We start from the raw sequence: 25,298 nt of genomic DNA, 5'->3' as shown, positions 1-25,298 counted from the left end.
GAGCTTGCCAGAGCGGGTCCCGGATTCGCTTAAAAAGGCTGGTTAAGAGAATCCGACCCGAATCGCATGCTTGATGAAAGCCAAACCGGCATGCTTGACGACTCCTTGCCGCGGGGGTGAAAATTCAACCCATCCAGCGCGGCAAATGCTTGAAATCCCTGCAAAACGGGCACATCTGTAGAGCTTCGCCGACGCCCACTCGACCGCTCCAAATTCAGGGATTTTGTTTGTGATCTCTTCACCAAACGCGACGTCCGTACGATCCGACAATTCCGACCTGCTCGATCAATCCGCATTGTCCAATCTGGCGCAACGCCTCGTCGAGGCCGCCAAGCGCGCCGGTGCGGATGCGGCAGACGCGGTCGCCGTGCGCGGGGTCTCGCATGGCGTCGAGGTGCGCGATGGCAAGGTGGAAGCATCGGAGCGCTCCGAGGGCGACGATGTCGGCCTGCGCGTGTTCGTCGGGCGCCGTCAGGCGGTGATCTCCACCAATGACATGTCCGGCGACAGTGCTGCGCAGCTGGCCGAACGCGCGGTGGCGATGGCGCGTGTGGCGCCTGACGACAAATATGTCGGGCTCGCTGATCCCGAATTGCTGGCGAAGACGTTTCCGGATCTCGACGTGCTCGATCCCGTCGTGCCGTCGGTCGGCGAACTCGAACGTCGCGCGATCGAAGCTGAACAAGCTGCACTCGCGGTTTCCGGCGTCACCAAGTCCGGCGGCGCATCGGCCTCGACAGGGATCGGCGGCATGGTGCTAGTGACCTCAACCGGCTTCCACGGCTCCTATCTGCGCTCCAGCCACGGCGTGTCTATGACCGCCATTGTCGGCGACGGCACCAAGATGGAGCGCGACTACGCATTCACCTCCGCGCTGCATGCGTCCGATCTGGAGTCGCCTGCCGCTGTCGGCAAGCTCGCCGGCGAGCGCACGGTGGCGCGCGCCAATCCGCGCAAGGTCGCAACCTGCAAGGTGCCGGTGGTCTATGATCCCCGCGTGTCGAATTCGCTGGTGGGCCACGTCATCGGTGCGGCCAATGGCGCATCGGTGGCGCGCAAGACGACCTTCCTGAAGGACAGTCTGGGCAAGCAGCTGTTCAGCAGCAATATCCGCATCATCGACGATCCCCTGCGCGTGCGCGGTCTGCGCTCGCAGAGCTTTGATGCCGAGGGCGTCGCGACCGTGAAGCGCGCGCTGATCGATGACGGCGTTTTGACGACGTGGCTGCTGGATTGCGCAACCGCGCGCGAACTCGGACTGCAGACCACCGGCCATGCGCATCGCGGCGTGTCGTCGTCGCCATCGCCGGGCGCTTACAATCTGCATATGGAAGCGGGCGATGTGTCGCCCGAGGATCTGATCGCCGACATCAAGGAAGGCTTTTACGTCACCGACCTCATCGGCTCCGGCGTCAATGGCGTGACCGGCGACTACAGCCGCGGTGCCGGCGGCTTCTGGATCGAGAATGGCAAGCTCACTTATGCGGTGAGTGAGATCACCATCGCCGGCCATCTTTTCGAGATGTTCAAGTCGCTGGTGCCGGCGAACGACCTCAGTTTCAAATACGGCGTCAACGCGCCGACCGTGCGCGTCGAGGGACTGACGATTGCCGGACGCTGATAAATCCGCAGCGCTGGCGCGCGACTTCGCGCTGATGGAACACACCGTGCGCGAGGCCGGCGCGCTCGGCCTGTCGATGTTCCATACCGAACTGCGCAAATGGATCAAGGGCGAATCCTCGCCGGTGTCGGAAGCCGATATCGCGCTCAACGACCTGATCGAGCAGCGCCTGCGCAGCGCTACGCCGGATTATGGCTGGCTGTCGGAGGAAAGCCTCGACGGCGACGCCCGCCTCGGCAAGCAGCTCACATGGATCATCGATCCCATCGACGGCACCCGCAGCTATCTCGCCGGTCGCGAGGACTGGTGCGTTTGTGTCGCACTGGTCGAGGAACACCGGCCGGTCATGGCCGCGGTCTATGCACCGTCCACAGATGAATTTTTCCTCAGCCGGCGCGGGCAGGGAACGACCTGTAACGGCAAGCCCGTGCAGGCAACGCCGGGGACGGCGCTCGATTTCACCCGCATTGCCGGCCCCAAACCTCTGGTGGAGCGTTTGCCGCATCCCGAGGAACTGGTGCTGCATCCGCGAATCGGGTCGTTAGCGCTGCGGTTGTGCTGGATCGCCAATGGACGGCTGGACGCGGCTTTCGCCGGCGGCCAGAGCAAGGACTGGGATCTGGCGGCTGCGGATTTGATCGTGAATGAAGCGAATGGTAGAATGAGCGAGCTTTCGGGCGATCCCATTTTGTATAATCGCCGGGAAGTCACGCACGGGTTGCTGGTAGCAGCGGGGGCCGATCGTCATGCCCATATCGTTGAGCAGTTCCGGATCAACCGGGCGTAACCAGCCGCACCATCCTTTTCTGCAAAACTGATCGCAGCCGGCCGCTGCAGGAAGAACCTATGTCCGACACACCACAGCAACTGCTTCATCTGGTCATCGGTGGCGAACTCACCGACCTGAAGGGTTTTACCTTCAAGGACCTCGATCAGGTCGATATCGTCGGCGTGTACCCGAACTACGCATCGGCGCTGGTCGCCTGGAAGGCGAAGGCGCAGTCCACCGTCGACAACGCGCATATGCGCTACTTCATCGTCCATCTCCATCGACTGCTCGATCCGGGTCAAGACGCAAAGCCCGCCACTTGAAACGTCTGCTGCGAAACACGCTGCGCAGCAGCTGGGTGCAACGTGCCGCGGGGTTCCTCGCGGCCGAATTTTTGCGCCTTGTGTGGAAGACCAACAAGTTCAGTTTCGATCCCGTCGATGTCTATGACATCGTCGAACCCGAGATGCCGGTCATTCTCGCCTTCTGGCATGGCCAGCACTTGATGACGCCCTTCATCAAGCAGAAGGACTATCGCGGTGCGGTGCTGATCTCGAAGCATCGCGACGGCGAGTTCAATGCGCTGGCGGCGGAGCGGCTCGGCATCTCGACCGTGCGCGGTTCCGGCGATCACGGTGGCGCCTTCCATCGCAAGGGCGGCGTCGGCGCCTTCAAGGAAATGGTGCGGGTGCTGGAGAGCGGCGTCAACATGGCGCTCACCGCCGATGTGCCGAAGCGCTCGCGCATCGCGGGCCTCGGCATCATCATGCTGGCGCGCGAGAGCGGGCGGCCGATCATGCCTTTCGCGATGGCGACCAGCCGCTTCTATCAGCTGAACAACTGGGATCACACCACCATCAATCTGCCATTCGGCCGCGGTGCGCTGGTCGGCGGCGAGCCGATGACCGTGCCGCCAGACGCCGACAGCGCCATGATGGAAGAACTACGCCAGCGGCTGGAAGCGACGCTGAACGATGCCACGCGCCGCGCTTATGAAGCCGTCGGCCGGCCGGATGGCGATCGTCATGCCTGAGACCCTGCCGATCACGCTGCGCGCCTATCGTCGCCTGTCGTCCTCGCTGACGCCGATGGTGCCGCTGCTGATGAAGCGGCGTCTGCGCAAAGGCAAGGAAGATCCCGAACGCATCGATGAACGCCGCGGCATTGCCGCGATCGAACGTCCGGCCGGACCGCTGGTCTGGGTGCACGGTGCCAGCGTCGGCGAAGTGCTGGCTGCAGCGACGCTCATCGAGCGCTTGCGTGCATCGAACATGCGCATCTTGCTCACGTCCGGGACGGTGACCTCGGCGGCCATCATCGCCAAGCGCTTTCCGCCCGACATCATTCATCAATACATCCCTTATGATTCCCCGCGTTACGTCGCGCGTTTTCTCGACCACTGGCATCCGAGTCTGGCACTGTTCATCGAGAGCGATCTCTGGCCGAACCTGATCCTGTCGGCCGCGAAGCGTCGCCTGCCGATGGCGCTGATCAATGCGCGGATGTCGCAGCGCTCATTCCCACGCTGGCAGAAATTCTCGAAGACGATTTCCGCACTGCTGGGAAGTTTCGAAATCTGTCTTGCTCAGTCCGACACCGACGCTAAACGCTTCAGCGTGTTGGGCGCGCGCAGCGTGCTGGTTACCGGCAATCTGAAATTCGACGTGCAGGCGCCGCCCGGCGATGCAGCGAAGCTCGACGCCTTGAAGGCGGCGACGCGCGGGCGGCCGATCGTCGTGGCGTCATCTACCCATCCGGGCGAAGAGGAGATCATCCTCGAAACCCATAAGGCCTTGACAAATTTCTTTCCGTCGCTGCTCACCGTCATCGTCCCGCGTCACGCGCACCGTGGCGAGGCGATTGCGGAAATGGTGCAGGCGAATGGTCTTCGCGTCACCATGCGCTCGCGTGGCGAGGCGCCCAGTGCAGATGTCTATGTGGCCGATACGATGGGCGAACTGGGTCTGTTCTACCGCCTGACGCCGGTGGTGTTCATGGGCGGCTCGTTGGTCCCGCATGGCGGCCAGAATCCCATCGAGCCTGCAAAGCTCGGCGCGGCCATCGTTCATGGGCCGCATGTGTTCAATTTCACCGATGTCTATGATGCGCTGGACCGCGCTGGGGGCGCGCGACAGGCAAACTCATCCGAGCAGCTTGTAAAACTGCTGGGACAGATGCTGGGCGACCGGGCTGCGCGCGACATATCCATCGACGCGGCGGCCCAAGTTGTCACGCGTCTCGGCGGCGGGCTTGATCGCACGCTCCATGCGCTCGAGCCCTATCTGATGCAGTTGCGCTTTGAGATGGGTGGCCATCATGCGTGAGCCGGCGTTCTGGCAGCAGCGGAATAGCCTGCTGTCGCGCCTGCTGATGCCGCTCGGCGCCGTCTATGGCGAGATCACCGCCGCGCGCATGATGAAGCAGGGGACGGTGGTCGGCATTCCCGTGATCTGTGTCGGCAACTATCACACCGGGGGCGCCGGCAAGACGCCGACGACCCTGGCGCTGGTGAAACTGCTGCGCGAGCTCGGCGAGACGCCGGTGGTTCTCAGCCGTGGCCATGGCGGCAAATTGCGGGGGCCGGTGAAGGTCGAGCCGGGACGGCACAGCGCCGCCGATGTCGGCGACGAGCCGCTGATGATGGCGCGCGATGTTCCAGTTGTGATTGCCCGCGATCGCGTCGGTGGCGCCGCGCTGGCGCGCTCCACCGGGGCTAGCGTCATCGTCATGGATGACGGGTTCCAGAACCCGGCCATCGCCAAGGATCTGTCGCTGATCGTCATCGACGGCAATCGCGGCCTTGGCAACGGTCGTATCTTTCCGGCGGGCCCGTTGCGAGCGCCGCTCGACCGCCAGATCCCGCGCACCGATGCTCTGGTGGTGATCGGCGATGGCGTCGCTGCCACCGGCGTCTCTGCGCTGGTGCATGGCCGCGGTGGCAAGGTGTTCACGGCGCGATTGAAGTCGGATGCTGCGTCGGTGCAGGCGCTGCAGGGCAAGCGCGTGCTGGCCTTTGCGGGAATAGGCGACCCCGGTCGCTTCTTCCGCACGCTGCGCCATGCGGGGGTGGATGTCGCGGTAGAGAAAGTGTTTGCCGATCATCATCCGTATACGACGGCGGATATTGATGCGCTGGTAGTGCAGGCGCGTTCGCAGAATTTGACGTTGGTCACGACGGAGAAAGACCTGGTGAAGCTGCGCGACATGCCGGCTGCAGCCGACATCGCTGGTTTCGCTGTGGCGCTTGATGTCGAGGATAAAGACGGGTTGCGCAGTCTGGTGCGCGAGACTCTCAATCGCGCAAAGGCCGGGACGAGGCGCTGAGCCGTAGGGCGGATTAGCGGAGCGTAATCCGCCGGCCGAATTCATGGTTGAAACTCCGCGGCGGATTACGGCTTCGCCTAATCCGCCCTACGGCCGAGCTTTACTTCACCTGCTCGGGATAAAGCCGCTTCAACACGGCCGTATGCGTCGCATAGGCCTCCTGCCGGTCCACGCTCCAGTACTTCAACTCGTCGAGCGGAATGCGTTCGCCCGAGATGGCGCAGGTCACATAGGTGCCGGGGGCCACGACGCGAAAATCGCCGTCGAGATATTGCAGTTTGGCTTCGCCATTGCCGGATGGGCCGAATTTGTTGAGCAAGGCTGGTCTCCTGGATCGTCCAGACGTCGATGTCATGCGTTGCCCTATAAATAGGGCTTTGAGGCTGTAAATGAAAGCGGGGGCCGGGACCTAGAACAGGCTGCCCTGGTCGATTTTCTTCGCGCTCTTGGATGTGGCCGGTTTGGCTGCCGCGGGTTTGGCCGCGCGGACCGGCGCCGGATGATCACCATCTGCGGTGACGCCTACGCGCCCATCGGAAAATTCGATGCTCAGGCGTGCGCCGGCATCGATGGCGGCGGCCGCATGCAGCGCTGCGCCCTGTTCGTCGCGCACCAGTGCAAAACCGCGGGCCAGCACGCTGCGATAGGAGAGGGCGGCGAGCAGTTTGTTCGATGCGTCGACGCGCGCCTGCTGGCGCTGCAGCAACGTGGTCAACGCGCGGCGGGCGCGCTCAGTGAGGCGCAATGTGCGCTCGCGATCCCGCGTGATGGCATTCCGCTGCGCCTGCGCGTTGGCCGATTTCGAGGCCTTGAGGCGGAGTTCGAGATTGGCAAAACGATCGCGGCGTTGTCGCAGCAGTGCACGGGCAGAAAGCTTCAGGCGTTCTCCGTAAACCGTCTGTCGCTGTGTCGCATGCGCGATCTGCGCGCGGAGCACCCGCAGTGTCAGGCCTGAGCTTGCTTCGACGAAACGGCGATGATGCGCATGCGTATTCGCCTTCAATGCACGCGGCAGCGACGCGCCGGCGCCATCGAGGCGTTGGCGCGGAATGGCGAGCAAGTCGCCCGCATTGGGCAAGGCGCGCGCAGCAGCGCGAAGTTCGTTGCGACGCGATTCCTGCGCGCGCTGCCAGCACAGCATCATGCGACGCTCGAAGGTGCCGATCTCGACCAGCAGTTCCGCGCGCACGGGCACGGCCATTTCGGCTGCAGCCGTCGGTGTCGGGGCGCGCTTGTCGGAGGCGAAATCGATCAGCGTGATGTCGGTCTCGTGGCCCACGGCCGAGATCAGCGGGATCATGCTCTCCGCTGCGGCACGCACCACGATCTCTTCGTTGAACGACCACAGGTCTTCCAGCGAGCCGCCGCCGCGCGCGACGATGAGCAGGTCGGGCCGCGGAATCTTGCCGCCGATGTCCAGCGCATTGAAGCCATGGATCGCCGCGGCCACCTGTTCGGCCGAGCCTTCGCCCTGCACGCGCACCGGCCACACCAGCACATGGCGGGGGAAGCGGTCTTCCAGCCGATGCAGGATGTCGCGGATGACGGCGCCGGTCGGCGAAGTCACGACGCCGATCACGTCCGGCAGGTATGGCAAAAGCTGCTTGCGCGCTTCGTCGAACAGGCCCTCGGCGCCGAGCTTGCGCTTGCGCTCTTCCATCAGCGCCATCAGCGCGCCGACACCGGCGGGCTCCAGCGCCTCGATGACGATCTGGTACTTTGATGACCCGGGATAGGTGGTCAGCTTGCCCGTGGCGATAACTTCGAGGCCCTCCTGCGGCCGGAATCGCATCCGGCCATGGACCCCTTTCCAGATCACCGCCTCGATCTTGGCGCTCTCGTCCTTGAGCGAGAAATAGCAGTGGCCGGAGGAATGCGGACCGCGAAAGCCCGTGATCTCGCCGCGCACACGCACATTCCCATAGGCGTCTTCCACCGTCCGCTTCAGCGCCTGAGAGAGCTCGGAGACGGTGAATTCGGTGGAATTCGTCAGCGGGGCAGCGGCAGTTTTAGGCATCGGGGTCTCGGGCTGTTGCGGCAGCGGAATAGCATGCTAAACGCTGGCAAAACCATCCAAAACCCGAAAAGTCTTTCGCCAGGCAGTCTTCCCATGAACATTCTTTTGATCGGTTCCGGTGGCCGTGAACATGCGCTGGCCTGGAAGCTGGCGGCGTCGCCGCTGCTGACGAAACTGTGGTGCGCGCCCGGCAATGCCGGCATCGCGCAGGAAGCGGAGTGTGTCGCGCTGGATGTCGCCGATCATGCGGCGGTGATCACATTCTGCCGCGACAACAAGGTCGATTTCGTCGTGGTCGGCCCGGAAGCGCCGCTCGCCGCCGGCATCGTCGATGATCTCGCCGCCGCCGGCATCAAGGCGTTCGGGCCGAGCAAGGCCGCCGCTCGCCTCGAAGGCTCCAAGGGTTTCACCAAGGACATCTGCAAGGCCAACAATATCCCGACCGCGGCCTATGAACGCTTCAACGATGCGGACAAGGCAAAAGCCTATATCCGCGCCCAGGGCGCGCCGATCGTGATCAAGGCGGACGGCCTCGCCGCCGGCAAGGGCGTCGTCGTCGCGATGACGCTGCAGGAAGCGGAAGACGCCATCGACATGATGCTCGGTGGCGGCTTTGGCGCGGCCGGCGCGGAAGCTGTGGTCGAGGAATTCATGGTCGGCGAGGAAGCCTCGTTCTTCGTGCTGTGCGATGGCGAGAATGCACTGCCGCTGGTGGCCGCACAGGACCACAAGCGCGTTTTCGACGGCGACAAGGGGCCGAATACCGGCGGTATGGGCGCCTATTCGCCGGCACCGGTTTTCACCGATGCGATCCAGAAGCGCACCATGGACGAGATCATCCTGCCGACGCTGAAGGCCATGAAGGCGATGGGCTGCCCGTATAAGGGCGTGCTGTTTGCCGGCCTGATGATCACCGACGAAGGCCCGAAGTTGATCGAATACAATGCCCGTTTCGGCGATCCCGAAACCCAGGTGCTGATGGTCCGTCTGATGTCGGATCTGCTGCCCGCGCTGATCGCCTCGGCCGATGGCCAGCTGAAGAATTTCGACCTGCGCTGGTTCCCGGATCCTGCGCTGACGGTGGTGATGGCCGCCAAGGGCTATCCCGGCGATTACGACAAGGGCACCCGCATCGCCGGCATCGACCGTGCCGAGCAGATCGAGGGCGTCGAGGTGTTCCATGCCGGAACCAAGGCCTCGGGCGACTGGATTCTCGCCAATGGTGGCCGGGTGCTCAATGTAACAGCCTCGGCCAAGACGGTCGGGGAAGCTCAGCGTCGGGCCTACGAAGCCATCGGTCTGATCAACTGGCCGGAAGGCTTCTGCCGCCGCGACATCGGCTGGCAGGCCGTCGCCCGCGAACGCGGCGGCAAATAAAAGGTAACCGGAGGCTCTTCTGTTCGGAACCAAAGGTTGTGATGTGCGTTGGGGGCCCGGAGAGGTTCCTCATGGCGCATTACTATTTTGACCTGAAGAACGGAATGACCGAGCGCGACCACCGCGGTCGCGATCTCGACAACGATGCCGAAGCGATTGCAGAAGCCTATGCAATTGCTGACGAAATTTCCGCGCAGCCACCGGCCAACCGTGAACATGCGCGGCATATCTGCGTCGTCCATGAGAATGGCCACGAGGTGACCCGCGTGCCCGTGATCACGCGAATGAAGCGCACATCAGCGCCGGACCCGGAAAAATTCTCGTAAAAGTGTCGCCGATTCGATTTCGCCCACGGCGGAATAGACTTCCGGCGCGTGGTGGCAGGTCGGCGAGGCAAAGAAGCGGACGCCGGAATCGACGCCACCGCCCTTGGGATCGGCTGCGCCATAATACAGCCGGCGGATGCGGGCGAACGAGATCGCCCCGGCACACATAGTGCAGGGCTCCAGCGTGACATAGAGATCGCAATCCACCAGCCGCTCGCTGCCTATCCGCTCGGCCGCCTGGCGGATAGCCAGGACTTCGGCATGCGCAGTGGGGTCCTTGTCGGTCAAGGTGCGGTTGCCGGCGCTGGCGATCACCTCGCCATCCCGCACGATCACGCAGCCGATCGGGACTTCGCCCGCTTCACCAGCGGCTTCGGCGGCTTTCAGAGCCAAATCCATGAAAGAAGGGGCGGTCAAAAGCTCGTTTCCTGCGCAAAACTCTGCTACGGAGTGGCCTTCAGCAAAGCGGTTCCTGCTTCGATCGGACGCGCCGTGATGGCGCCCCGCGATGTCTCCGCGCTCAACCCAATTCAGCTTCCGCTGCAGCGAGACCTTTCATGCCCCGCGATAACGATAAAAACAACGGCCCCTCGCGCGGCCGGCCGCCCGGCGGCAGAGGTCCGGCTAAGGGGCCGAGCAAAGGCGGCCGTTCCGGTGCCGCCCGCGGCCCGGAGAAGAAGTTCGCCAAGCGCGATGGCAGCTACACGCCGCGCCCGCCGCGTGACGGCGATGGCGAGAAGCGCCCCTACGCCGGCAAGCGCGACGGCGGTGACCGCGCGCCGCGCCGCGATTATGGCGATGCGCCGCGTCCGCGTTTCAACCGCGATGAGCGCCCGGCGCGCAGCGATGGCGATCGTCCGTCGCGTGGCCCGCGCAAGGATTTTGGTGATCGTCCGCCGCGCAGGGATCGTGACGATGCGCGGCCGGCCGGTCGTTTCTCTGACAAGAAGTTCGGTGATCGCAAGCCGCGTGATGGCGACCGTCCGTTCAGCGCGCGCCCGTCGCGTGATGGCGATCGCCCGCGTGGTGATCGCCCGTTCGGCGACCGCAAACCGCGCGATGGTGGTGGCGAGAAGCGTCCTTACGCCCCGCGCGGTGACCGTCCGCAGGGTGATCGCCCATATGGCGCGCGCCCGTCGCGTGACGGTGATCGTCCGCGTGGCGATCGGCCCTTCGGCGAGAAGAAGTTTTCGCGTGGTGCGCCGGATCGCGGCGGCCCGCGCAAGAGCTTTGGCGGTCGTGGCGATCGCGATTTCGAACGCGGTCCCGATCGCAGCGACGAGAAGCCGTGGCAGAGCCGCGAGCGCAGCGATGATCGCGGCAGCCGTCCGGCCCGTGCGCCGCGCGATGGCGAGCGCAAATTCGATCGGCCGAAATTCGACAAGCCGAAATTCGACAAACCGCGCTTCGAACGCTCGCGGGACGATCGCCCCGAGCGCGGTGATGGCGAGCGTCCGCGTTTCGAACGCTCGCGTGAGGACCGTCCGCAATTCGAGCGGTCGCGTGAGCCTCGCGGTCGCGCGGACTGGCACGAGCAGCCGCGTCGTGGGCGCGACAGCGATCGTGACGAACGTCCGCGCCGCGACAACGAGGACGACAGCCAGATCTTCCGCCAGCGTCCGGCTTTCGGTGGCCGCGGCGAATATCGTCCGCGCGATCCCGATGCCAAGAAGGCGCCGCGCAAGCCCGCCGAGAAAAAGGGCGCCGAGCGCATCGCCAAGGTCGTTGCCCGCGCCGGCCTGTGCTCGCGCCGCGATGCCGAAGAATGGGTGACCCAGGGCCGCGTCTCGGTGAATGGCCGCAAGATCAATTCGCCGGCGCTCGATGTCACCGCCAATGACGTGATCACCGTGGACGGCAAGCCGTTGCCGGAGCGCGAGCGCACGCGGCTGTTCATGTATCACAAGCCGCGCGGGTTGATGACGACCCATGCCGATCCGGAAGGTCGTCCGACGGTGTTCGATCATCTGCCGGAAGACCTGCCGCGTCTGATCTCCATCGGCCGTCTCGATTTCAACACCGAAGGCCTGCTGCTGCTCACCAATGATGGTGGTCTCGCGCGCACGCTGGAACTACCGGACACCGGCTGGCTGCGTCGTTACCGCGTCCGTGCCCATGGCAATGTCACCCAGGCGCAGCTCGACGAGCTCAAGAACGGCGTCGAGGTGGATGGCGTGAAGTATGGCGCCATCGATGCGACGCTGGAGCGTGACCAGGGTGCTAATGTGTGGCTGGTGTTTGCGATCCGCGAAGGCAAGAACCGCGAAGTCCGTAACGTCTGCGCGCATCTCGGCCTCGAAGTGAACCGCCTGATCCGCATCTCCTATGGCCCGTTCCAGCTCGGCGAGCTGGAAGAGGGCGAAGTCGATGAAGTGAAGACCCGCGTGCTGCGCGAGCAGCTCGGCGAAAAGATTGCGGAGGCCGCCGGCGCCGATTTCGGCCGCCAGCTGCCGAGCAAGGGCGACACCTCGCTCGATCCGGTGATCGTGAAGAAGCCGGTGATGAAGCGTTCGACGGTGGAGGACCGCAAGGGCCGCCGCGTCGTGGTGCAGCGCTCGGGCTCGGAAGAAACGCGTGCGCGCAAGGAAGCCGATGCCATGTTCGGCGGTCCGAAGAAGCCGCCGAAGCGCGGCTACAAAGGCAAGCGCGATCTCAAGCCGCGGGATGAGTAATGGTGTCTAATGCGACGGCAGTAGTGCTCCCTCCCCCTTGTGGGGGAGGGCCGGGATGGGGGGCCACACACGCAGGCCGGAGTTCGGGGTACCCCCACCCCGGCCCTCCCCACAAGGGGGAGGGGAGCACGCCGTCCGTGCACGTCTCAAGAGAGCCTTCCGATGCGCGTAATCGGTGGCCGTCTCCGTGGCCGCAACATTGCTGGCCCCTCGACGCAAGCGATCCGTCCGACGCAGGATCGCCTGCGTGAGTCGCTGTTCAACATCCTGATGCATGCCTATGAGAACCCGATGCTCGATGCGCGGGTGCTCGATCTCTATGCCGGCACCGGCGCACTCGGTATCGAGGCGGTGTCGCGCGGCGCCAAGTTCACGCTGTTCGTCGACAATGGCTCGGAAGCGCGTGCGCTGTTGCGCGACAACGTCGAAAGTCTCGGCCTCGGCGGCGTGACAAAAGTCTATCGCCGCGATGCCAGCGATCCCGGCCCGGCGCATCCAGTCGAGCCATTCGCGCTGGTGTTCATCGATCCGCCCTATCGGCAGAAGCTCGCAGAGAAGTCGCTCAAAGCCTTACGCGATGGCGGCTGGCTGGTGCCTGACGCGCTGATCGTCGTGGAAGAGGCGAAGGATGCCGAATTCGTGGCACCTGAGGGCTATGAAGAACTCGAACGCCGCGCCTATGACGATACGGAATTCACGTTTCTGAGATTCACAAAATAAACGGGAGACCCCCATGACGCTCGCCTGCACCTGGGATCACGTCCATATCCGCACGCCGGATGTCGAAGCCACCGCTCAGTGGTTCGCCGACAAGCTCGATGCTGAAATCGTGCGCGCCCCCGGCCGTGTCGATATCAGGCTCGGCGGCGCCATGATCTTCCTTGCGCCGGTGACGCCGGAGATGGGGGTGGGTCCGTCGCCGGTGCAGCCGCATCTCGGCCTCGATCATTTCGGTCTGAAGGTGAAGGACATCGATGCTGTCGCCGCGGATCTCAAGGCACGCGGCGTCGAATTCACCAAGGAGCCGCATACGCTGAAGCCGGGCCTGCGCATCGCCTTTATCCGCGCGCCGCAGGGCGTCTCGATCGAAATCCTGGAACGCGATCCGAAATATACGTGAGGTCGTCTTTCCCTCCCCAAGCGCGGCGAAGCCGCGCGCCGCGGGGAGGGTGGCCTGAGCGTAGCGAAGGTCGGGTGGGGCTGCCCCACGTGACGTCGGAGTTTTGTGGAAGCACCCCACCCGTCTCAAAGCTCGCTGAACGCTCGCTTTGATCCACCCTCCCCAGTCGCTACGCTCCGGGGAGGGAGAAGGTTAGCGTCTCCCGAACAGCTTCTCGATATCGTTGAGCTTGAGCTCCACATAAGTCGGGCGGCCGTGATTGCACTGGCCGGAATTCGGTGTCTCTTCCATCTCGCGCAGCAGCGCGTTCATCTCTTCCGGCCGCAACCGTCGGCCGGAGCGGATTGAACCATGGCAGGCCATGGTGGCGGCCACATGCATCAACCGTCGCTCCAGCGGCAGTGCTTCGTCCCATTCGGCCATGTGTTCGGCGAGATCGCGCAGCAGCGACGCCGCATTGGTCTTGCCGAGCAGGGACGGCGTCTCGCGCACGGCGATGGCACCGGGGCCGAAACTGTCGATGGCGAGGCCGTAGCTCGCCAGCTCCTCGGCGCGCTCCACCAGCTTCTCGACGGTGGCTTCGTCCATTTCGACGATATCGGGGATCAGCAGGATCTGCCGCTGCACGCCGTTCTTGGCCAGCGAGGCCTTCAGCTTCTCATAGACGATGCGTTCATGGGCGGCGTGCTGATCGACCACGATCATGCCATCGCGGGTCTGCGCGATGATGTAATTCTCATGCACCTGCGCGCGCGCGGCGCCGAGCGGACGATCGACGAGATCGACTTGCGGCGCTTCCTCGAAACGCACATCGGCGGTGGGCGTGCCGACATCGAAGGCCGTTTGCGGTGGCTCGGCGAAAGCTGTGGCGCCATCGAAAGCAGGCGCAGGTGACACCGGGTAGGACGGCGAACGCTGCCAGTCCCAATTGGCGTTGCGCGGCGTGAAGCTTGGTGCGCTGTTCGGCCGGAACGAGGACAGCACTGCGCCCGCATCATTGTTCGCCGCCGTGCGCTTGCCTTCGCGCGCGAGGCCTTCCTTCAGCGCATGCACGATCAATGCGCGCACGAGGCCGGCATTGCGGAAGCGCACTTCGGTCTTGGCGGGATGGACGTTCGCATCGACCTCTTGCGGGTCGAGCGTCACGAACAGCGCCAGCACCGGATGGCGGTCGCGCGGCAGATAATCGGAATAGGCCGCGCGCACGGCGCCGACGATCAGCTTGTCGCGCACGGGGCGGCCATTGACGAACAGATATTGCCCGAGCGCATTCGCCTTGGTGAGCGACGGCGAGGCCGCGAAGCCCTCGACTACGACACCTTCGCGATCGCTGCGGACCGCAATCGCACTGGCGCGGAAATCCGCGCCGAGAATATCACCGAGCCGTGTGAGCTGGCCGGGGGCGCCGGGCAAAGCGGCAGCCCAGGTGATCGGCGCGCGTTCTTCGCCGGACAGCGTGAAGGCCACATCCGGCCGCGCCATCGCGAGGCGGCGCACCACTTCGCGGATTGCTTCTGCTTCGGTGCGATCCGTCTTGAGAAATTTCAGCCGCGCCGGCGTCGCATAAAAGAGATCAGCGACTTCGATCCGGGTGCCGTGGCCGAGCGCTGCCGGCATGATGGGCTCTTTCGCGCCTGCATCCACCGTGAGCGACCAGGCATGCGGCTCGCTGGCATGGCGCGTGGTGATGCCGAGCCGCGCCACCGAACCGATGGAGGGCAAGGCTTCGCCGCGAAAGCCGAGGGTGCGGATCGCCAGCAGATCCTCGTCGTCGAGCTTGGAGGTGGCATGGCGCTCCACCGCGAGGCCGAGATCAGCATGCGTCATGCCGTGGCCGTCATCGGTGATGGCGATTTTCCGCCGGCCGCCGCCATCGGTGAAGATCTCGATCCGGCTGGCGCCGGCATCGATGGCATTCTCCACCAGCTCCTTCACCACGCTGGCCGGCCGCTCGACCACCTCGCCGGCGGCGATGCGGTTGACGATGGTTTCTGGCAGCTGGCGAACAGGCATGGATCTCGGCGCACGGTGAATGGATCGGGGATATGTAGGGAACCTGAGGCGCCATTCTATGGCCCCCAGCACCCGATGTCCCCGCGCAGGCCCGTTTTCCCCGGTTTAAGCGAAGCGGCCGCTCTTCGCGATGACTTCGATCTTGTAGCCGTCGGGGTCGGTGGCGAAAAAGAAGCCTGCCAGCGGCTTGCCGTCATGCTTCAGCTCGCGCAGCGGGCCGGGCGCCAGTTTCTCCTGCTCGAACCGCGCATGTTCCGCCGCGAGATCATCCACCACCACGGCGAGATGGCCGTAACCGTCGCCCAGCGCATAAGGCTCGGTACGGCCTTTATTCACGGTCAGCTCCAGCTCGAAAGGTGAGGAAGGATGGCGCAGATAGATCAGCGTGAAATCATCGAAGGCCAGCCGCTCCGCGATTTCCAGGCCGAAGGCGCGCTTGTAGAAATCGAGCGAACGCGCTTCGTCGAGCACGCGGATCATGGAGTGAACGGGTTTGGCCATGGAAAGGGTCCTCAATCGTGATGACGGAAGCATTACCACCGTCATTGCGAGGAGCGAAGCGATGACGTGTCCGCCGAAGCTCGAAGAGCGAAGGTGGAAGCAATCCAGAGAGCCCGAAGCAAAGACTGGATTGCTTCGTCGCAAGGGCTCCTCGCAATGACGGCCCTTAATCGGTGAAGCGGCCGCTGCGGCCGGCCTTGACGTCACTGCGGCGTTTCTTGCCTTCGAGGCGACGCTTCTTGGAGCCGAGGGTCGGCTTGGTGGGCCGTCGCGGCGGTTCGCGATAGGCGGCTTCCTTGATCAGCTCCACCAGTCGCTCGATGGCGTCGGCCTTGTTGCGCTCCTGGGTGCGGAAGCGCTGGGCGTGCATGACGATCACGCCGTCCTTGGTCATGCGCTGGCCGGCGAGGGTGCGCAGCCGGATTTCCATGTCCTCGGGGATCACCAACTTCTTGCTGTCGAAGCGCAATTGCGCGGCGGTGGAGACCTTGTTGACATTCTGCCCGCCCGGCCCGGACGCGCGGACATAGACGATCTCGATATCGTCTTCCTCGATGGCGATGGAACGGGTGATGCGGAGCATGGCAGACTCGGTGAGAAGGCTGCCATGCTTATCATAGTTCGGGCTGCCGGCGCAGCGCGGTTAGTTCGCTTTGGGCGCGGGTGCCACCGGTGCGGCGGCCGCCTGGGGAGCGCGGCCGACCACGACGGTGAGCAGGCCATCGGCCCAAAGCTTCTTGGCCGCCGCCTTTGCCTGATCCAGCGTCACCGCATCGACGATGGCATTGCGCTTCTCGATATAGTCGATCGGCAGTTTGTCGAGCTGGTATTGCAGCAATGCGCTTGCCAGTTTCGACGATGTGTCGAGCGCCAGCATTTGCGAGCCTTTGAGATAGGACTTGGCCTCATCCAGCTCCTGCTGCGTCGGACCCTGGTCGGCGAGTCGCTTGACCTCGCTGGCCACGGTGTCCGCCGTCTCGGTGGCGCGGTCCGCGCGCGTGGCGGTGTTGCCGATCCAGAGTCCGGAATGCTCCATCCAGATCAAAGAGCTCGATACCGAGTAAGCGAGGCCGCGCTTCTCGCGCACCTCGTGATACAGGCGCGATGACAGCGTGCCGCCACCGAGGATGTGATTGACGATATAGGCGGCCATGAAGTTTGGATCGTCGCGCTTGATGCCGGGGCTGCCGAAGGTGATCACGGTCTGCGGGACGTCCAGCGTCACCGAGGCCTTCTGCGGCGGTTTGGTCACGACGACATTCGGGACGGGGGTGAGGCCCGCCTTGGCGGGCAGGCCACCGAAGGTCTTGTCCAGCAGCTTGGCCAATGCGTCAGGCGCGATGTCGCCGACGACGGCAATCCGCAGCGTGTCCCTGGCGACGATGCGTTGCTTGTAGGCCTTGATGTCGTCGACCGTGATGTTGGGCACATCCACAATGCTGCCATTGGACGGCCGGCTATAGGGATGATCGCCGAACGCGACTTCGAGGAATTTACGGGTCGCCAGCGAATTCGGGTTTGAGGTCTCGCGGCGCAATCCGGACAGGATCTGGCCGCGGATGCGCTCCACATCCGGCGCGTCGAAGCGCGGCGACGACAGTGCGAGACGGGCGAGTTCGAATGCTTCGCCGCTGTGCTCCTTCAGCATCCGCAATGACCCGCGCAGATAGTCGCGCTGGGCATTGAAGCTGAGTTCGATCGCGCGGCGCTCCATGCGGTCGCGGAAGGTGGCGGAGTCGAGGTCGCCGGCGCCTTCGTCCATCAGGCTGGCCACCATATTGGCTGTGCCCGACTTGTCCTTCGGGTCCTGTGCGGCACCGCCGCCGAACGCATATTCCATGGCGATCAGGGGAACGGTGGCGTCCTGCACGAACCAGGCTTCGATGCCGCCGGGCGTCACCAGCCGCTGCACCTTGGCGGCGGCGAAAGTGGGCGTCACCGTCAGCGCGACGAGTGACAAGGCGGTGGCGGCGGCAATGCCGAGACGGCGTGGATTGAAGATCATGCTCACGACCGCTTCTCCTCACGCTTAACTGCAGTGTCCTTGATGAGATAGCCCGTGACCGAACGCTTCTTGTCGAGCCAGGTCTGCGCAGCGGCGCGCACCTGCTCCGCGGTCACGGCCTTGATACGATCGGGCCAGCTGCGGATATCCTCCACGCTCAGGCCGGTGGTCAGCGCGGCGCCATACCAGCGCGCCAGCGAGGCCTGGCTGTCCTGTGCATAGATCGCCTCGGCGACGAGCTGCGTTTTCACGCGTTCGAGGTCGGCGGCGGGCACAGGATTGGTCGCGAGGTCGGTGATCACGGCATCGATGGTCTTTTCGATATCCGCGAATTCAGCGCCGGGCTTCGGCGAAGCCGAGATCATGAACTGGGCACTGTCGAGCGCAGTGCCCTGATAGCTGGCGCCGGCATTGACGGCGAGCTGCTTGTCGATGACGAGCGCGCGATAAAGATAGGAGTTTGGGCCGCCGCCGATGAGCTGACCCAGCACATCGAGGGCCTGGCTCTCGCCTGCCGCAGCAGTGGTGGCCGATGGCACGAGGTAGTAGCGACGGACATTGGTCTGCTCGACACGGGGATCGGCGAGCGTCACCGTGCGCGGCGCTGCGGGTGTCGGTTCCTGCGGGCGGATGCGGCGTTCGGCGATTGCCGGTTGCGCAGGGATGACGCCATAGGTGCGCTCCACCATCGGGCGGACTTCCTGCGGATCGACATCGCCGGCGATGATCAGCGTCGCGTTGTTGGGCGCATAGAAGCGCTTGTAGAAGGCGAGGGCATCTTCGCGATCGAGCTTCTCGATCTCCTGGTGCCATCCGATGATCGGGCGGCCATAGGGATGGTTCAGATACAGCGCAGCCATGATCTGTTCGGTCAGCCGTGCCTCCGGGCTGTTGGCGACGCGCATGTTGTATTCTTCGAGGACGACGTCGCGCTCGGGCAGCACGTTCTCATCCTTGAGCACGAGACCGGTCATGCGGTCGGCTTCGAACTCCATCATCTTGCCAAGCTGGTCCTTGGTGACGCGCTGGAAGTAGCCGGTATAGTCGGTGGAGGTGAAGGCGTTTTCATTGCCACCGATGCGCTGCACGGTTTGCGAGAATTCTCCCGCAGGATGTTTGGCGGTGCCCTTGAACATCAGGTGTTCGAGGAAATGGGCGAGGCCGGATTTGCCTGGCGTCTCGTCAGCCGAGCCGACCTTGTACCAGATCATCTGCGTCACGACCGGAGTGCGGTGATCTTCGATCACGACAACCTGCATGCCGTTGTCGAGCTTGAACGTCGTCGGCGGCTTCGGGCTGTCGGTCTGCGCTTGTGCTGCGAGGGTGAAGCTGCCGGTGAGCAGCAGCGTGGCGGCGACGGCGGAGCGTACGGCACGGGCGAATGATGTTCTCATGGCTGGGCTGGCTGCTCCTTGCGCGTGCAATCGATCGCGCCGGCTGCAGATGCAGCCGGTTGTTGCGCTAAAACGGTCCTGAAAAAATGGCGAAGGGCGATGTGTGCCGCAAGTTAAGTCGCGGTAACGTGGATCGTGGCAACGGCAGCGCCGCGATCAATACTTGCCCGTCATCGGATTGAGGAAACCTTCGTTCCGCATGACTTCCTTCGGCCCAGTGCCATAGGCATAGCCCTGCGCAGGCGTCTGGTAGCCGACCGGGGGTTGCGTGAGCGCGTCGCGCGTCGGCTCGCCCTTGAACTCGGCGGTCTCGCCCTTGTTGCTGCCGAACATGTTCTTGAGCGTGCTGCTGCTCACGCCGAGCTGGCTCGGGCTCAGCACGATGTTCTTGTTCGGATCGCCCGGATGCGAATTGTCGACGCCGGAGGAGCTCACACGGGCGCGCTTCGGCGCCATTTCCTTTGGAGTCAGCGGACGGGCGGCCTCGAGCACTGCTTCGGGACGCCCGGTCTTTGCTGCTGCTGCGGCCTCGCGGCGGCGCTGCATGTCCGGATCCTTCGGCCAGTTCGGGACGTTGGCAGTCGATGCGGTGGCGGCCGGGGGCGGCAGATCGAGCTTGGGCGGCACCACCAGCGGCGAACGCTCACGGTAGTCGATGCCGGTATTGTCCATATTGGTGCCGCCGAGGCCGGTCATCACTTGTTTGATGAACTTCTCTTCGAAGGTCAGATCGTCGTCTTCTTCAGCGCGGGCCATGCTGCCCGACATCACAAGTCCGATTCCGAGAGCGGCCATGGCCAGTCGCAGGGAGCGCGTCAGCGCGCTCGATGAAAGGTGCAGAGCCCTACCGGTCCCGGTCTCGCGCATCGTGTTCATCCTGTTCAAATCTCTGGCGGATCGCTGAAAATGACGCGGTTCCGCCGACGTCGCCCGTGGCCTCGCATATCGGCTGGGATCAGGGCGCTTTTGCGGCGGGTGCGTTGAAGAAAGAGTCATACAGCAAGGCCGCCACACCGGCAACGATGGCGACATCCGCAAGGTTAAACACGTACCAGTTGTAGGTTTTGCCGCCGATTTCGGCGTGGAGCAGGGCGAAATCGACCACGGCGCCGTAGGCAAGCCGGTCGATGGCATTGCCGATGGCGCCGCCGATGATCAAACCGAGTGCAATTGTCGCAAGCCGGGTCTCGGCGCGGACCATCCAGACGGTGAGGGCTATCACCGCCACCACCTTGAAGGCCAGAAGGGCGACCTGCCCCATCGGCCCGGAATCCGAGAACCAGCCGTAGCTGATGCCGGTATTCCAGGCGAGAATCAGGTCGAAGAAGGGCAGCACCTTCACCAGCCCGCGATGACCGAGATCGAAGCCGTAGAGCAGCCACAGCTTGGACGCCTGATCGAGGATCAGGGTGGCGACGGCGACGATCAGGCCGGAACGGGCGGCTGGGCTCACACAGCGACTCCCAGCGCCTTCCATTCACGCAGCGCCTGTGCGTCGCGCGGCGTCACGTCCGGATAGTCCTTGTCCGCACCGACCGTGGGCAGGATCTTCCAGGAGCGGGCGCACTTGGTACCGATAGCCTTTTCGACCACCACGGCGACGCCGGGAACGTCACTGAGCGTGAAGGCACCGGCTGGTGCATCGCCATTGGTGAGCATCGCGTTCGAGGTGATGCAGATCTCGGCGAGGTCCACGCTTGCAAACAGGTCGAACACCGCTTTGTCGGCAACATGCACCAGCGGCGAGGCTTCCAGCGACGAGCCGATATTCTTCGCCGCACGCTCGACTTCCAGCGCGCCGGTGACGACACGGCGAACGTCGCGGATGGTCTCCCACTTCGTGGCCAACGCTTCATCCCTGAATTGGCCCAGCCCTTCCGGGAACACGGTCAGATGCACGGATGGTTCGGCATCGGGACGATACATGCGCCAGGCTTCGTCCATGGTGAAGGACAGGATGGGCGCCAGCCATTTCAGGATGGCGTCGCAGATGGTGTCGATCGCCGTCAGCGCCGCCTTGCGGGCGACCGAGGAGGGCGCGTCGCAATACAGCGTGTCCTTGCGGATATCGAAATAGAACGCCGACAGTTCGGTGTTCATGAAGGTCGCGAGCGAGGCCACCACGGTCTTGTAGTCGAAGTCCTTATACGCCTGCTGCACCTTCGCATCGATCTCGGCGAGCTGATGCAGCATCAGCCGTTCGAGCTCGGGCATGTCCTTGAACGCGACGGCATCGGTCTTGTCGAAGTGATGCAGCGTGCCGAGCATCCAGCGCACGCTGTTGCGCAGCTTGCGATAGGTCTCGATGGTGTTCTTGATGATTTCCGGGCCGATGCGCTGATCGTCGGCATAGTCGGTGGCGCAGACCCACAGGCGCAGGATATCGGCGCCGGAATCCTTGATCACTTTCTGCGGCTCGATGGTGTTGCCGAGCGACTTCGACATCTTGCGGCCGTTCTCGTCCAGCGTGAAGCCGTGAGTCAGCACGACATCATAGGGCGCGCGGCCGCGCGTGCCGCAGCTTTCCAGCAGCGACGAGTGGAACCAGCCGCGATGCTGGTCGGAGCCTTCGAGATACATGACGGTGTCGGCGCCGCCATCGACCTTGCGCTTGATGCCGGCGAGGCCGGGGAAGTGCACGGGATCTTCGAGCACGAAGGCATGGGTCGAACCGGAGTCGAACCAGACGTCGCAGATGTCATCGACCTTCTTCCACTCTTCGTTCGACAGCGAGCCGAGGAAGCGCTCGCGCGCGCCTTCAGCGTACCAGGCGTCGGCGCCTTCCTTCTCGAAAGCGTCCGCGATGCGCTTGTTGACGTCGGCGTCCTGCAGGATTTCGGCCGCGCCGTCGCCGGTCTCGCGCACGAACACCGCGATCGGCACGCCCCAGGCGCGCTGGCGCGAGATCACCCAGTCGGGGCGACCCGAGATCATGCCGGTGATGCGGTTCTGGCCGGCGGCCGGCACCCACTGCGTGACCTTGATGGCGTCGAGCGCACGACGACGGACGGTGTCGCCCGGCTTCGCCTTGCCGTCGTCCGCGATGTCCTTGTCCATCGCGATGAACCATTGTGGCGTGTTGCGATAGATCACCGGCTTCTTGGAGCGCCAGGAATGCGGATATTGATGCTTGACGCGCGAGCGCGCCATCAGGTTGCCGTGGGCCAAGAGCTGCTTGATGACGGCTTCGTTGGCGCCGCCTTTCTCGCCCTTGTCGTTGATGACGCGTTCGCCGGTGAAGCCCGGCGCTTGCTCGGTGAGCGCGCCGTTCTCATCGACGGTGTAGGGGATCACCGACGAGATGCCGCGCGCTTCGAGATCGCGGGCGGCGTTCATCCAGGCGTCGAAGTCTTCGCGGCCGTGGCCGGGCGCCGTATGCACAAAGCCGGTACCGGCATCGTCGGTGACGTGATCGCCTTCGATCAGCGGCACGGTGAATTCATAGCCGCCGGCAAAACCGGCGAGCGGATGCCTGACCTCAACCGCATCGAGGATGTCGGCGGAGACGTCGCTGACCTTCTCATAGGACGTGACACGCGCCTGCTTGAACACGCTCTCGGCCAGCGCATCGGCCAGCAGCAGCAATTCGCCGGTCTTCACCCAGTTGTCTTCCGGTGCGTCGGTGACCTTGTAGAGGCCATAGGCGACCTTCGGCGCAAAGGTGATGGCGCGGTTGCCGGGCAGGGTCCATGGCGTGGTGGTCCAGATCACCACCGAGGCCTTGGCGAGGCGGCCATACTCGGCCTTGACCGGAAACTTCACCCACACCGTGTCCGATGTGTAGTCCTCATATTCCACTTCCGCTTCGGCCAACGCGGTCTTCTCGACCACGCTCCACATCACCGGCTTGGAGCCGCGATACAGCGTGCCGTTGGCGGCGAACTTCATCAGCTCACGCGCGATCTGCGCTTCGGCGAAGAAGTCCATGGTGGCGTAGCGGCCTGCCCAGTCGCCGATGATGCCGAGACGCTTGAATTCCTCGCGCTGGATGTCGAGCCACTTGTTGGCATAGGCGCGGCATTCCTGGCGGAACGCGATCATCGCCGCGCCGTCCTTGAAATTCGGCTTGGCCTTGCCCTTGGAGCGGTAGTTCTCTTCCTCGATCTTCCACTCGATCGGCAGGCCGTGGCAGTCCCAGCCCGGCACATAGTTGCTATCGAAGCCCAGCATCTGCTGGCTCTTGGTCACCACGTCCTTGAGGATCTTGTTGAGCGAATGGCCGATATGGATGTTGCCGTTCGCATAGGGCGGGCCGTCATGCAGCACGAACTTTGCCCGACCCTTGGCCTTCTCGCGGAGCTGCTTGTAGAGGTCGATCTCCTTCCACCGCTCAAGCATCTTCGGCTCGCTGGTGGGCAGACCGGCGCGCATCGGGAACTCGGTCTGCGGCAGGTAAAGAGTTTTTGAATAGTCTTGAACGTCTTTTTGGGTCGCGGGCTTGTCGGACATGGGTGCTCGGGCTGGCTCGAATGGCGCGGATACGCGTCGAAAACGCGATGAAACAGGTCGGTCCCGGTCTTGCGCCGAGCGAAGCTCAGGCGGAAGCCGGGCCGATAATGCTTATGATGGGGCGCCGTGCAGACATCGGGCATTCCATAGCAGGGGGAACAGGGATCGCAAAGGGGCGTCTCCGGCCCCTCACGAAGCCGTCACCCTGAGGTGCCGGAGCGCAGCGGAGGCCTCGAAGGGCGGCGGCGGGCTCGCCGGAGCCCGTGGCCATCCTTCGAGGCTCGCAAGAGCTCGCACCTCAGGATGACGGGAGAGCTTTCGGCGGCAGGATTTTGGCCGGGTTTCCGACCACCGTGACGCCATCCGGCACATCCCGGGTCACCACCGCCCCGGCCCCGATCAGGGCGCCGTCGCCGATGGTCACGCCCGGCAGGATGATGGCTCCGCCGCCAATCCAGACATCGGCCCCGATGCTCACCGGCCGGCCGAATTCCAGCATCTTCCGCCTTGTGGCGGCATCGCGCGGGTGGTCCGCCGCCAGGATCTGGACGCCGGGTCCGATCTGGGTGCGGTCGCCGATGGTCACGCTCATGATGTCGAGAATGACGCAGTTGAAATTCATGAACACGCCGTCGCCGACGCTGATGTTGTAGCCGTAGTCGATGAAGAAAGGCGGCCGGATCGCGACATCCTTGCCGACCTGCTTGAACTGCTCGACCAGCAGCGCATGGCGCTCGGCATTGGTCGCATCCATGGTCGCGTTGTAGCGCGCCATCCACGCCTTGGCGGCAGCCTCGTCCGCGGCGAGTTCGGCATTGCCGGCGGGATTGTAGAGCTCACCCGCGAGCATTTTCTGTTTTTCGGTCTTGGTCAGGGCGAGCCTCCGGCGCAGGTGTCGAGTTATGGTTGTATTTTACGACTAACGGTATATTTTGTTGAGATCGTGGAGCGAAACCGATGAACCCGCGTACCCGCATCGAGCAATATCAGCATTTGAAGGATTTGCGACGGCAGGGGCCGCTTCCCGAGGAAGCACGGAATGCTCCCATGCGCGAGCACGTCCCGAGTTTGCTTGAGGTTCGCGCATATGCAGACCAGGTGTTCGGTGATCCGGCAAAAGCCGAGAGATGGTTCAATCATCCTAACAGGTCGATGTATGGGCAAAAGCCAATCGATCTCATGAAGGACGACATCGGCGCTGCGGTGGTACATGAGACGTTAGGACAGATCGACCACGGCATTTTCGCTTGAGCCTTCACGATGGAGCTCTGGCGGATCTCAAATTATCCGGATTTGTCTGGTATCGGTGGCTTGCGCTTCGGTGGCCGCTGGCACTCCGAGGGCAGGCGCATCGTCTACCTCGCTGATCATCCGTCCAGCGCGTTACTGGAGATGATTGTTCATCTCGACTTCAACTTTGCTCCTGCGAGCTACCAGTTGCTTCGTGTTCGGGCTGAAGACAAAATCAAGGCCGACCAGATCGACGCTGCCGATTTGCCAATGGATTGGCTCAAGCGAATTGATGTAACGCGGGCGATGGGTGACAGCTGGTTAAACAGGAGTGCGAACGCGTTGTTGCAAGTGCCATCCGCGATCGTAAGGCCGGCTAAAAACTATCTGCTGAACCCTCTGCATAGCGACGCGCCGTTCATCAGCATCATAGAGACAATCACAGCGCCCTTCGATCCACGTCTCTGGCGTTCGCGCTGA

Annotated in this window: 25 protein-coding genes; 13 read left to right on the top strand and 12 right to left on the bottom strand. The window is 63.8% G+C overall.

Annotated elements, in window-relative coordinates; all coding sequences use genetic code 11:
• Nucleotides 1–229: 229 nt before the first annotated feature.
• From RPMA_RS22640 to lpxK, 6 genes are read left to right on the top strand one after another with little or no spacing between them, the layout of a single operon-like run.
• Nucleotides 230–1,621: a TldD/PmbA family protein gene (locus tag RPMA_RS22640; protein WP_211909892.1), complete on the top strand. Its 1,392-nt coding sequence runs from the start codon at nucleotides 230–232 to the stop codon at nucleotides 1,619–1,621.
• The gene (locus RPMA_RS22635; RefSeq protein ID WP_408056461.1) at nucleotides 1,608–2,408 is read left to right on the top strand and encodes a 3'(2'),5'-bisphosphate nucleotidase CysQ; all 801 of its coding nucleotides are present in this window, start codon (nucleotides 1,608–1,610) and stop codon (nucleotides 2,406–2,408) included. Before RPMA_RS22640 ends, RPMA_RS22635 begins: the two co-directional genes overlap by 14 nt.
• A 59-nt stretch (nucleotides 2,409–2,467) precedes the next feature.
• Entirely contained in the window at nucleotides 2,468–2,713 is a 246-nt protein-coding gene (locus RPMA_RS22630; protein WP_211909891.1) for a DUF4170 domain-containing protein, read from the top strand.
• On the top strand, nucleotides 2,710–3,423 hold the full coding sequence (locus tag RPMA_RS22625; protein ID WP_211909890.1) for a lysophospholipid acyltransferase family protein: 714 nt from the start codon (nucleotides 2,710–2,712) through the stop codon (nucleotides 3,421–3,423). The genes RPMA_RS22630 and RPMA_RS22625 overlap by 4 nt, the downstream gene beginning before the upstream one ends.
• Nucleotides 3,416–4,714: a 3-deoxy-D-manno-octulosonic acid transferase gene (locus RPMA_RS22620; protein ID WP_408056460.1), complete on the top strand. Its 1,299-nt coding sequence runs from the start codon at nucleotides 3,416–3,418 to the stop codon at nucleotides 4,712–4,714. Before RPMA_RS22625 ends, RPMA_RS22620 begins: the two co-directional genes overlap by 8 nt.
• The gene (gene lpxK / locus RPMA_RS22615) at nucleotides 4,707–5,714 is read left to right on the top strand and encodes a tetraacyldisaccharide 4'-kinase (RefSeq protein WP_211909889.1); all 1,008 of its coding nucleotides are present in this window, start codon (nucleotides 4,707–4,709) and stop codon (nucleotides 5,712–5,714) included. Before RPMA_RS22620 ends, lpxK begins: the two co-directional genes overlap by 8 nt.
• Nucleotides 5,715–5,814: 100 nt before the next feature.
• Here the strand turns inward: lpxK and RPMA_RS22610 are convergent, their stop codons facing one another.
• Both RPMA_RS22610 and xseA read right to left on the bottom strand, forming a co-directional pair.
• Nucleotides 5,815–6,033: a DUF2093 domain-containing protein gene (locus tag RPMA_RS22610; protein WP_211909888.1), complete on the bottom strand. Its 219-nt coding sequence runs from the start codon at nucleotides 6,031–6,033 to the stop codon at nucleotides 5,815–5,817.
• A gap of 90 nt (nucleotides 6,034–6,123) precedes the next feature.
• The gene (gene xseA, locus RPMA_RS22605; RefSeq protein ID WP_211909887.1) at nucleotides 6,124–7,731 is read right to left on the bottom strand and encodes an exodeoxyribonuclease VII large subunit; all 1,608 of its coding nucleotides are present in this window, start codon (nucleotides 7,729–7,731) and stop codon (nucleotides 6,124–6,126) included.
• A 93-nt stretch (nucleotides 7,732–7,824) separates the two neighbouring features.
• On the opposite strand from xseA, the gene purD reads away from it, so the two are divergent.
• Entirely contained in the window at nucleotides 7,825–9,108 is a 1,284-nt protein-coding gene (purD, locus tag RPMA_RS22600) for a phosphoribosylamine--glycine ligase (RefSeq protein ID WP_211909886.1), read from the top strand.
• Between the two features lie 71 nt (nucleotides 9,109–9,179).
• Complete coding sequence (locus RPMA_RS22595; protein WP_211909885.1) at nucleotides 9,180–9,434, top strand: DUF6894 family protein; 255 nt, start codon at nucleotides 9,180–9,182, stop codon at nucleotides 9,432–9,434.
• Here RPMA_RS22595 and RPMA_RS22590 read toward each other — a convergent pair.
• Complete coding sequence (locus RPMA_RS22590) at nucleotides 9,405–9,851, bottom strand: nucleoside deaminase (protein WP_249225351.1); 447 nt, start codon at nucleotides 9,849–9,851, stop codon at nucleotides 9,405–9,407. The two genes, RPMA_RS22595 and RPMA_RS22590, sit on opposite strands and share 30 nt — an antisense overlap.
• A gap of 140 nt (nucleotides 9,852–9,991) precedes the next feature.
• Between RPMA_RS22590 and RPMA_RS22585 the strand changes: the two genes are divergently transcribed.
• The 3 genes from RPMA_RS22585 to RPMA_RS22575 all read left to right on the top strand — a co-directional run bounded on the left by RPMA_RS22585 (nucleotide 9,992) and on the right by RPMA_RS22575 (nucleotide 13,226).
• Entirely contained in the window at nucleotides 9,992–12,106 is a 2,115-nt protein-coding gene (locus tag RPMA_RS22585) for a pseudouridine synthase (protein WP_211909884.1), read from the top strand.
• 162 nt (nucleotides 12,107–12,268) lie between these two features.
• Complete coding sequence (gene rsmD / locus RPMA_RS22580) at nucleotides 12,269–12,826, top strand: 16S rRNA (guanine(966)-N(2))-methyltransferase RsmD (protein ID WP_211909883.1); 558 nt, start codon at nucleotides 12,269–12,271, stop codon at nucleotides 12,824–12,826.
• A 13-nt stretch (nucleotides 12,827–12,839) separates the two neighbouring features.
• Nucleotides 12,840–13,226 (top strand): VOC family protein, encoded by a 387-nt coding sequence (locus RPMA_RS22575; protein ID WP_211909882.1) that lies wholly within the window; start codon nucleotides 12,840–12,842, stop codon nucleotides 13,224–13,226.
• A 192-nt stretch (nucleotides 13,227–13,418) separates the two neighbouring features.
• On the opposite strand, the gene mutL is transcribed toward RPMA_RS22575, so the two are convergent.
• The 9 genes from mutL to RPMA_RS22530 all read right to left on the bottom strand — a co-directional run bounded on the left by mutL (nucleotide 13,419) and on the right by RPMA_RS22530 (nucleotide 24,462).
• Complete coding sequence (gene mutL / locus RPMA_RS22570; RefSeq protein ID WP_211909881.1) at nucleotides 13,419–15,239, bottom strand: DNA mismatch repair endonuclease MutL; 1,821 nt, start codon at nucleotides 15,237–15,239, stop codon at nucleotides 13,419–13,421.
• A gap of 105 nt (nucleotides 15,240–15,344) precedes the next feature.
• A complete protein-coding gene (locus tag RPMA_RS22565) occupies nucleotides 15,345–15,740 on the bottom strand; it encodes a VOC family protein (RefSeq protein WP_211909880.1) in 396 nt (131 codons plus the stop codon).
• Between the two features lie 166 nt (nucleotides 15,741–15,906).
• Nucleotides 15,907–16,323, bottom strand: a complete 417-nt coding sequence (gene arfB / locus RPMA_RS22560) for an alternative ribosome rescue aminoacyl-tRNA hydrolase ArfB (RefSeq protein ID WP_211909879.1) — start codon at nucleotides 16,321–16,323, stop codon at nucleotides 15,907–15,909.
• A 60-nt stretch (nucleotides 16,324–16,383) separates the two neighbouring features.
• Nucleotides 16,384–17,745, bottom strand: coding sequence for a M16 family metallopeptidase (locus RPMA_RS22555; protein ID WP_211913775.1), 1,362 nt, complete (start codon nucleotides 17,743–17,745; stop codon nucleotides 16,384–16,386).
• 2 nt (nucleotides 17,746–17,747) lie between these two features.
• On the bottom strand, nucleotides 17,748–19,139 hold the full coding sequence (locus RPMA_RS22550) for a M16 family metallopeptidase (protein ID WP_211909878.1): 1,392 nt from the start codon (nucleotides 19,137–19,139) through the stop codon (nucleotides 17,748–17,750).
• 156 nt (nucleotides 19,140–19,295) lie between these two features.
• Nucleotides 19,296–19,934 (bottom strand): hypothetical protein, encoded by a 639-nt coding sequence (locus RPMA_RS22545; protein WP_328516532.1) that lies wholly within the window; start codon nucleotides 19,932–19,934, stop codon nucleotides 19,296–19,298.
• Between the two features lie 160 nt (nucleotides 19,935–20,094).
• Nucleotides 20,095–20,616 (bottom strand): signal peptidase II, encoded by a 522-nt coding sequence (gene lspA / locus RPMA_RS22540; protein WP_211909876.1) that lies wholly within the window; start codon nucleotides 20,614–20,616, stop codon nucleotides 20,095–20,097.
• Nucleotides 20,589–23,588 (bottom strand): isoleucine--tRNA ligase, encoded by a 3,000-nt coding sequence (gene ileS, locus RPMA_RS22535; protein ID WP_211909875.1) that lies wholly within the window; start codon nucleotides 23,586–23,588, stop codon nucleotides 20,589–20,591. The genes lspA and ileS overlap by 28 nt, the downstream gene beginning before the upstream one ends.
• A gap of 298 nt (nucleotides 23,589–23,886) precedes the next feature.
• Complete coding sequence (locus tag RPMA_RS22530; RefSeq protein WP_211913774.1) at nucleotides 23,887–24,462, bottom strand: sugar O-acetyltransferase; 576 nt, start codon at nucleotides 24,460–24,462, stop codon at nucleotides 23,887–23,889.
• An 83-nt stretch (nucleotides 24,463–24,545) separates the two neighbouring features.
• On the opposite strand from RPMA_RS22530, the gene RPMA_RS22525 reads away from it, so the two are divergent.
• Nucleotides 24,546–24,839, top strand: coding sequence for an MbcA/ParS/Xre antitoxin family protein (locus tag RPMA_RS22525; protein WP_211909874.1), 294 nt, complete (start codon nucleotides 24,546–24,548; stop codon nucleotides 24,837–24,839).
• A gap of 9 nt (nucleotides 24,840–24,848) precedes the next feature.
• Nucleotides 24,849–25,298 carry an RES family NAD+ phosphorylase gene (locus RPMA_RS22520; RefSeq protein WP_211909873.1) on the top strand — a complete coding sequence of 150 codons (450 nt, stop codon included), beginning with the start codon at nucleotides 24,849–24,851 and terminating at the stop codon, nucleotides 25,296–25,298.

Origin of the sequence: Tardiphaga alba (genome assembly GCF_018279705.1) — a bacterium.
Lineage (GTDB): Bacteria > Pseudomonadota > Alphaproteobacteria > Rhizobiales > Xanthobacteraceae > Tardiphaga > Tardiphaga alba.
The sequence above is the reverse complement of the archived record's forward strand: the minus strand, read 5'-3'. Positions and strand labels throughout refer to the sequence as shown.

Bases quoted from the DNA above. Each gene is read 5' to 3' on its own strand.
- RPMA_RS22575 (WP_211909882.1), top strand. From the start codon at position 12,840: ATGACGCTCGCCTGCACCTGGGATCACGTCCATATCCGCACGCCGGAT.
- lpxK (WP_211909889.1), top strand. From the start codon at position 4,707: ATGCGTGAGCCGGCGTTCTGGCAGCAGCGGAATAGCCTGCTGTCGCGC.
- mutL (WP_211909881.1), bottom strand. From the start codon at position 15,239: ATGCCTGTTCGCCAGCTGCCAGAAACCATCGTCAACCGCATCGCCGCC.
- RPMA_RS22555 (WP_211913775.1), bottom strand. From the start codon at position 17,745: ATGATCTTCAATCCACGCCGTCTCGGCATTGCCGCCGCCACCGCCTTG.
- ileS (WP_211909875.1), bottom strand. From the start codon at position 23,588: ATGTCCGACAAGCCCGCGACCCAAAAAGACGTTCAAGACTATTCAAAA.
- purD (WP_211909886.1), top strand. From the start codon at position 7,825: ATGAACATTCTTTTGATCGGTTCCGGTGGCCGTGAACATGCGCTGGCC.
- RPMA_RS22545 (WP_328516532.1), bottom strand. From the start codon at position 19,934: ATGGCCGCTCTCGGAATCGGACTTGTGATGTCGGGCAGCATGGCCCGC.
- RPMA_RS22550 (WP_211909878.1), bottom strand. From the start codon at position 19,139: ATGAGAACATCATTCGCCCGTGCCGTACGCTCCGCCGTCGCCGCCACG.
- lspA (WP_211909876.1), bottom strand. From the start codon at position 20,616: ATGGAAGGCGCTGGGAGTCGCTGTGTGAGCCCAGCCGCCCGTTCCGGC.
- RPMA_RS22595 (WP_211909885.1), top strand. From the start codon at position 9,180: ATGGCGCATTACTATTTTGACCTGAAGAACGGAATGACCGAGCGCGAC.
- xseA (WP_211909887.1), bottom strand. From the start codon at position 7,731: ATGCCTAAAACTGCCGCTGCCCCGCTGACGAATTCCACCGAATTCACC.
- arfB (WP_211909879.1), bottom strand. From the start codon at position 16,323: ATGCTCCGCATCACCCGTTCCATCGCCATCGAGGAAGACGATATCGAG.
- RPMA_RS22620 (WP_408056460.1), top strand. From the start codon at position 3,416: ATGCCTGAGACCCTGCCGATCACGCTGCGCGCCTATCGTCGCCTGTCG.
- RPMA_RS22585 (WP_211909884.1), top strand. From the start codon at position 9,992: ATGCCCCGCGATAACGATAAAAACAACGGCCCCTCGCGCGGCCGGCCG.
- RPMA_RS22630 (WP_211909891.1), top strand. From the start codon at position 2,468: ATGTCCGACACACCACAGCAACTGCTTCATCTGGTCATCGGTGGCGAA.
- RPMA_RS22525 (WP_211909874.1), top strand. From the start codon at position 24,546: ATGAACCCGCGTACCCGCATCGAGCAATATCAGCATTTGAAGGATTTG.
- rsmD (WP_211909883.1), top strand. From the start codon at position 12,269: ATGCGCGTAATCGGTGGCCGTCTCCGTGGCCGCAACATTGCTGGCCCC.
- RPMA_RS22565 (WP_211909880.1), bottom strand. From the start codon at position 15,740: ATGGCCAAACCCGTTCACTCCATGATCCGCGTGCTCGACGAAGCGCGT.
- RPMA_RS22520 (WP_211909873.1), top strand. From the start codon at position 24,849: ATGGAGCTCTGGCGGATCTCAAATTATCCGGATTTGTCTGGTATCGGT.